Source organism: Psychrobacter sp. T6-1, assembly GCF_052258445.1.
The window spans coordinates 1-620 of record NZ_JBQQFC010000748.1; the positions used below are offsets into that span (position 1 = coordinate 1).

Annotated in this window: 1 protein-coding gene; it reads right to left on the bottom strand. The window is 50.2% G+C overall.

Features of this window, described 5'->3' with window-relative positions:
• Positions 1–32 precede the first annotated feature (32 nt).
• A partial coding sequence (locus tag ACTXGO_RS15780; RefSeq protein WP_443575185.1) for a penicillin-binding transpeptidase domain-containing protein occupies positions 33–620 on the bottom strand: 588 nt, incomplete at its 5' end.

Below are 620 nucleotides of genomic sequence, written 5' to 3' on the forward strand. Positions count from 1 at the left end.
AATCGATAAGCCTTTTTTGGTAGCTTAGGACTCTATTCTGGCATCGGCGGCATACGTTCAGCAGGCGTTGGTGCCAGCGGTGTATTTTGAATAGCGCTACGACTGTTATTTGTTGATTGTGTCGTAGCAGCATCCTCTTCTACAGGTTCAGGCTCTAAAGGCTGCCTTGGTTGTACACTGGGTTTGACAGGTTTTGCTCTAGCAGTGTCCTTTGCTATATCGTCAACGTCTTCATCTAGGACTACGCCGCCATCAGTCATCTCTATCACTTTTTGCTGCTGACGTTTTGATTTAGCGCGGTTATTGATAGACACCCATTGTTTGGGGGTATCTTTGAGCTGGGCTTTCATAAAGTCCATCCAGACGGGCAGGGCTGCTACGCCGCCGTACTCACGGCGACCCATCGTCGCAGGCTGATCAAAGCCCATCCAAACAACGGTTGCATTGGTAGGATGAAAACCTGCAAACCAGGCGTCTTTGGCCTCATTTGTTGTCCCTGTCTTGCCGCCGATATCATCACGACCTAGAGCACGGGCTCGAACAGCAGTACCGCGTTGAACGACATCACGTAGGATATCTGCCATCTCAAAAGCCACTTGCGGCTTTAAGATTCTAGGCGC